This window comes from Micromonospora carbonacea, from assembly GCF_014205165.1.
Taxonomy (GTDB): Bacteria; Actinomycetota; Actinomycetes; order Mycobacteriales; family Micromonosporaceae; genus Micromonospora; species Micromonospora carbonacea.
The window spans coordinates 4650354-4657238 of sequence record NZ_JACHMZ010000001.1; the positions used below are offsets into that span (position 1 = coordinate 4650354).

Genomic DNA, 6885 nt, shown 5'->3' on the forward strand with positions numbered 1-6885 from the left:
GCGATCCCGACGTCGGCGCGACCGGCGATCGACTCCGCCACGTCGGCCTCGGCCGCGTTGACCGCGAGCATCCCGCCGCCGGCCGGCAACGCCTGCATCAGGCGACCCCGCGCCGCCACGAGCTGACACGCGTCGGCCAGGGACAGCACCCCCGCCACGTGCGCGGCGGTGATCTCACCGACCGAGTGGCCGCCCACGAAGTCCGGCACCACCCCGAACGACTCGACCAGCCGGAACAGGGCCACCTCGACCGCGAACAACCCGGCCTGCGTGAACACCGTCTGGTCCAACAGGTCGGCGTCGCCGGTGCCCGCATCGGCGAACAGCACCGACTTCAGCGGCTGCGGCAGCAGCGGATCCAGGTGACCACACACCTCGTCCAACGCGGCGGCGAACACCGGGAACGCTCCGCACAGCTCCCGACCCATCCCGGCACGCTGCGCGCCCTGGCCGGAGAAGAGCAGGGCGACGGGGCCCCGGTCGGCGGCGCGGCCGGTGACGACGGCGTCGGTGGGCTCGCCGTCGGCGAGGGAGGTCAGGGCGGCGGCCAGCTCGGCGTGGTCGGCGGCGAGGAGCACCGCGCGGTGCTCCAGGGCGGTGCGGGCGACGAGCGACGTCCAGCCGACGTCGGCCAGCCGGGGCAGGTCGCCGCCGGTGGCCCGGTCGGCCCAGCGGCGGGCCCAGCGGGCGGCCTGGCGGGTCAGGCCGCCCTCGCCCCGGGCGGAGAGCAGCACCGGCACCAGCGGCGGGGCGGGCGGCCCGGCGGCGTCGCCGTGCGGCCGGTCGGCGGCCTCGCCGTCCCGCCGCTGCGCGGGCTCGCCGGGCGGCTGCCCGGCGGTCGCGTCGTCGGCCACCGGCGCGGGCGGCTGCTCGATGATCACGTGGGCGTTGGTGCCGCTGACCCCGAACGACGACACGGCGGCGCGGCGCGGCCGGTCCACCTGCGGCCACGGCCGGGCCTCGGTGAGCAGCTCGACCGCGCCGGCCGTCCAGTCGACGTGCGGGGTGGGCTCGTCGACGTGCAGGGTCGCCGGCAGGGTGCCGTGCCGCAGCGCCTGCACCATCTTGATCACCCCGGCGACGCCGGCGGCGGCCTGGGTGTGGCCGATGTTCGACTTGATGGAGCCCAGCCACAGGGGACGGTCGGCGGGCCGGTCCTGCCCGTAGGTGGCCAGCAGTGCCTGCGCCTCGATCGGGTCGCCGAGGGTGGTGGCGGTGCCGTGCGCCTCGACGGCGTCCACGTCGGCCGGGGTGAGGCGGGCGTTGGCGAGGGCCTGCCGGATGACGCGCTGCTGCGACGGCCCGTTCGGGGCGGTGAGCCCGTTGGACGCGCCGTCCTGGTTGACGGCGGAGCCGCGCACGACGGCGAGGATCCGGTGGCCGCGCCGCTGGGCGTCGCTGAGGCGTTCGACGAGGAGCACGCCGACGCCCTCGCCCCAGCCGGTGCCGTCGGCGGCGGCGGCGAAGGAGCGGCACCGCCCGTCGGCGGCGAGGCCGCCCTGCCGGGTGAACTCGACGAACGCGCCGGGGGTGACCATGACGGTCACGCCGCCGGCCACGGCGAGGTCGCACTCGCCCTGCCGCAGCGACTGCACGGCCAGGTGCAGCGCCACCAGCGACGACGAGCAGGCCGTGTCGACGGTGACGGCCGGGCCCTCCAGGCCGAACGTGTAGGAGACGCGGCCGGAGATGACGCTGTGCGCGCCGCCGGTGAGCCGGTAGCCGTCCAGGTCGGGGGTCTCGTCGCCGGTGCCGTAGCCGGACGGGGACGCGCCGACGAACACGCCGGTGGGGGTGCCGTGCAGGCTGTCGGGGGTGACGCCGGCCTGCTCGAACGCCTCCCAGGTGGCCTCCAGCAGCAGCCGCTGCTGCGGGTCCATCGCGAGGGCCTCGCGCGGGGAGATGCCGAAGAAGACGGGGTCGAAGTCGGTGGCCCCGTCGAGGAACCCGCCGTGCCGGGTGTAGGAGCGGCCGGGCGCGTCGGGGTCGGCGGCGAGGAGCCGGTCGAGGTCCCAGTGCCGGTCGGGGGCGAACTCGGTGATGCCGTCGCGGCCGGTGGCGACGAGGTCCCACAGCCCGTCGGGGTCGCTGACGCCGCCCGGGTAGCGGCAGCTCATGCCGACGATGGCGATGGGCTCGTCGGCGGTGGCCGGGCCGGTGCCGCCGGCGGGGTCGTCGGCGGCGGGCGCGTCGTCGTCGAGCCGCAGCAGGGCGGCCAGGTGCCCGGCGAGGGCGGCCGGGTTGGGGTAGTCGAAGATGAGGGTGGTGGGCAGGGCCAGCCCGGTCGCGGCGGTGAGCTGGTTGCGCAGCTCCACGGCGGTCAGCGAGTCGAAGCCCAGCTCCTTGAACGCCCGCTTCGGCTTGACCGCGTCGGTGCCGCTGTGGCCGAGGACGGCGGCGGCGTGGCCGCGTACCAGGTCGGTGAGCTGCCGGTCGCGTTCGGCGCGGGTCACGGCGGCCAGGTCGCGGCGCAGGGCGGCGGCGTGGTCGGTGCCGCCGTCGGCGGGGCGGGCGGCGAGGGCGTCGCGGGCCTCGGCGATGTCGTCGAGCAGCGGGCGGGGCCGGGCGGACGCGTACGCGGGGGCGAAGTGCTCCCAGGCGACGTCGGCGACGACGAGGCAGGTCTCGCCGTGCTCGACGGCGCGGCGCAGGGCGAGCAGCGCGGCGGCCGGCTGCATCGGGTTGAGGCCGCGCCGGCTGAGCAGCCGCTGCGCCTCCTCGGTGGTGGCCATGCCGCCCTCGGCCCAGGCGCCCCAGGAGACGGAGGTGGCGGCGAGTCCCCGGGCGCGGCGCTGCTCGGCGAGCGCGTCGAGGTACGCGTTCGCGGCCGCGTACGCGCCCTGGCCGCCGCTGCCCCACACGCCGGAGATGGAGGCGAACGTGACGAACGCGTCGAGCTGCCGGTCGCCGAGCAGCTCGTCGAGGTGCGCCGCACCGGCGACCTTGCCGGCCAGGACGTGTTCGAGGACGTCGAGGTCGGTGTCGACGAGGGCGGTGAGCTGGGTGATGCCGGCGGCGTGCAGCACGGCGGTGAGCGGGGCGACGTCGTCGAGGCCGGCGACGAGGGCGGCGACCTGCTCACGGTCGGCCATGTCGCAGGCGGCGACGGTGACCCGTACACCGGTGGCGGTCAGCTCGTCGGCCAGCGCGGCCGCGCCGTCGGCGGCGAGTCCCCGGCGGCTGGTGAGCACCAGGTGCTCGGCGCCGTTGGCGGCGAGCCAGCGGGCGGCCTGCGCGCCGATCGCGCCGGTGCCGCCGGTGACGAGGACGGTGCCGCGCGGCTGCCACGACGTGACCGGGCCGGTGGTGCGGGTGGCGGCGCGGGCGAGGCGGCGCACGAACGTGCCATAGGGGCGGACCGCGAACTGGTCCTCGTCGCCGCCGCCGGCCAGGATGCGGGCGACCTCGGCCCAGCAGCCGGCGTCGGGCGCGGCGGGCAGGTCGACGAGGCCGCCCCACTGGCCGGGGTGTTCCAGGCCGACGACCCGGGCGAGGCCCCACAGGGCGTGCTGGGCGGCGCTGGCCACCGGCTCGGCCGGGTCGGTGCCGACGCCGCCGACGGTGAGGCACCACAGCGGGGCGGCCACGTCGGCGTCCCGCAGCGCCTGCACCAGGCGGGTGGTGGCGACCAGGCCGGTGGGGACGGCGGGGTGGCCCGGGTACCTGTCGTCGGCGAGGCCGAGCAGCGACACCACGCCGGCCGGGGGCGCGTCCCGGTGGTCGGCGAGCGCGGCGGCCAGGTCCTCGCGGGTGGCCCCGGCGGGGTCGACGGCGACGCGCCGCACCCGCCGGCCGTCGGCGGCGGCTTCGAGGGCGTCCACCCAGCCGGCCACGGTGGCGTCGCCGCCCGGCAGGACCACGAGCAGGTCGCCGGTCACCGTCGGGCCGGCGGGCGGCCCGGCCGGCTTCCAGACGATCCGGTACGACCAGCCGTCGAGCACGGCCCGCTGCAACCGGGCCCGACGCCAGGACGACAGCACGGGCAGCGCCGGGGCGAGCACCTCCAGGTCGGCGGGCGCGCCGTCGAGCTGGGCGGCGAGGGCGGCCACGTCGGAGCGTTCGACGGCCGACCAGAACTCGACGTCGACGACGTCGGGGCTGACCGGTCCGGCGGCGGTGGCGGCGGCCGTCCGCTCGGGCCAGTAGCGCTGCCGCTGGAACGCGTACGTGGGCAGGTCGACCAGGACGTCGGCGGGGGCGAGGACGCGGCGCAGGTCGACGGCGAGGCCGTGGGCGTGGGCGGCGGCGAGGCTGGTGAGCAGCCGCGCGGCGGCGTCCTCGCCGCGGCGGAGGGTGGCCAGGGCCCGGCCGGCGGTGCCGGTGTCGTCGAGGACCGCGGTGAGCGACATGCTCAGCACCGGGTGCGGGGAGACCTCGACGAAGTCGGTGTGCCCGGCCTCGACGGCGGTGCGCACGGCGGTGTCGAACAGCACCGGCCGGCGCAGGTTCTCCGCCCAGTAGTCGGCGTCGAGGGCCGCGCCGTCGATCCAGGTGCCGGTGACGGTGGACAGGATCCGCACGTCGGCGTCGCGGGGCACGACGCCGGCCAGGTCGGCGCGCATCCGGTCGGCGACGGGCTGCACGGCCGGCGAGTGGGAGGCGTAGTCGATGTCGATGAGCCGGGCGCGCACGCCCTGCGCGGCGTACGCGGCGGCGAGGTCGGCGACGGCCTGCGGCGGGCCGGAGACGACGGTGGCGTGGGGCCCGTTGACGACGGAGACGCTCAGCCCGTCGGGGAGCCGGCCGGCGACCTCGGCGGCGGGCAGGTCGACCGCGACCATTCCGCCGGTGCCGGCGATGCCGGCGAGGGCGCGGGCCCGCAGGGCGAGGATCTTGACGGCGGCGGCGAGGGTCAGCGCCCCGGCGACGTGCGCGGCGACGATCTCGCCCTGGGAGTGGCCGACGACGGCGCGGGGCGTCAGGCCGGCGTGCCGCCACACCCGGGCCAGGCCGACGCCGACGGCGAACAGGGCCGGCTGGACGACCTCGGTGCGGGTCAGCCACGAGTCGTCGGCGCCGGTGAGGACGGCGACCAGGTCGACGTCGAGCCAGCGGTCGAACTCGGCCTGGCACTCGGCGACGGCCTCGTCGAAGACGGGGCAGACGCCGATCAGGCCGGCGGCCATCGAGACGTACTGGGCGCCCTGGCCGGGGAAGACCCAGACGGGTCCCTCGCCGGGTTCGCCGGCCACGCCGGTGACGACGGTCCCGGCGGGGGTGCCGGCGGCGAGGGCGTCGAGGCCGGCGAGGAGCTGCGCCGGGTCGGCGGCGACGACGGCGGCCCGGTGCTCGAACTCGGAGCGGGTGGCGGCGAGGGACCAGGCGAGCCGGGCCGGGTCGAGGCCGGCGCGGGCGCGGGCGTAGCGGGCGAGGCGGGCGGCCTGGGCGCGCAGGGCCGCCGTGGACCGGGCGGACAGCGCCCACACGGTGGTGGCGGCGGGCGCGGCGATGAGGCCGGGCCGGTCCTCGGGTGCGCTGGCGGCGGGCGCGGCGTCGGCCTGTTCGAGGATGACGTGGGCGTTGGTGCCGGAGATGCCGAACGACGAGACGGCCGCCCGGCGCGGGCGGTCCACCTCGGGCCAGGGGCGGGGCTCGGTGAGCAGCGACACGGCCCCGGCCGACCAGTCGATGTGCGGCGACGGGGTGTCGACGTGCAGGGTGGCCGGCAGCAGGCCGTGCCGCATCGCCATGACCATCTTGATGATCCCGGCGATGCCGGCGGCGGACTGGCTGTGCCCGATGTTCGACTTGATCGAGCCGAGCCACAGCGGGTCGCGCCCGTCGCGGTCCCGCCCGTAGGTGGCCAGCAGCGCCTGCGCCTCGATCGGGTCGCCGAGGGTGGTGCCGGTGCCGTGCGCCTCGACGGCGTCCACGTCGGCGGGGGCGAGCCGGGCGTTGCTCAGCGCCTGCCGGATGACCCGCTGCTGCGCCGGCCCGTTGGGGGCGGTGAGCCCGTTGGACGCCCCGTCCTGGTTGATCGCGGAGCCGCGCACCACGGCGAGGACGCGGTGGCCGTTGCGCTGGGCGTCGGAGAGCCGTTCGACGAGGAGCAGGCCGACGCCCTCGGCCCAGCCGGTGCCGTCGGCGGCGGCGGCGAACGACTTGCACCGCCCGTCGGAGGCGAGGCCGCGCTGCCGGGAGAACCCGACGAACGCGCTGGGGGTGGCCATGACGGTCACGCCGCCGGCGAGGGCCAGGTCGAACTCGCCGGAGCGCAGCGCCTGGCAGGCCAGGTGCAGGGCGACCAGCGACGACGAGCAGGCGGTGTCGACGGTGACGGCCGGCCCCTCCAGGCCCAGCGCGTACGCGATGCGACCGGAGACGACGCTGGTCGCGGTGCCGGTGAGCAGGTAGCCCTCGTCGGCGCCGTCCGCGCCGCCGTCCTGGCCGACGCCGTAGCCGTTGGCGGCGGTGCCGACGAACACGCCGACCTTCTGCCCGCGCACCGACGACGGGGCGATGCCGGCGGACTCGAACGCCTCCCACGACGTCTCCAGCAGCAGCCGCTGCTGCGGGTCCATGGCGAGGGCCTCGCGGGGGCTGATGCCGAAGAACTCGGCGTCGAACTCGGCCGCCTCGTAGAGGAAGCCGCCCTGCTGGGTGGTGGAGCGGCCGACCCGGCCGGCCTCCGGGTCGTACAGGTTGTCCAGGTCCCAGCCCCGGTCGGCGGGGAAGCCGCCGATGGCGTCGCCGCCCGCGGCCACCAGGTCCCACAGCTCGTCGGGCGACGACACCCCGCCCGGGTAGCGGCAGGACATCGCCACGATGGCGATCGGCTCCCGGGCCGCCGCCGTGAGCTGCTGGTTGAGCTGCTTGAGCCGGCTGGTCTCCTTGAGGGAAGCCCGAAGCGCCTCGACGACCTTATCTGCAGACGTGGACATCAGT

1 protein-coding gene (cut by a window edge) is annotated in these 6885 nt (G+C 77.4%); it reads right to left on the reverse strand.

Annotated elements, in window-relative coordinates:
* On the reverse strand, positions 1 to 6881 hold the beginning of the coding sequence (locus HDA31_RS19460) for a type I polyketide synthase (protein WP_178064081.1). Its footprint begins 23149 nt before the window's first position; the window shows 6881 of its 30030 coding nt (coding positions 1-6881); it begins with the start codon at positions 6879 to 6881; its stop codon lies off the left edge, out of view.
* Positions 6882 to 6885 lie beyond the last annotated feature (4 nt).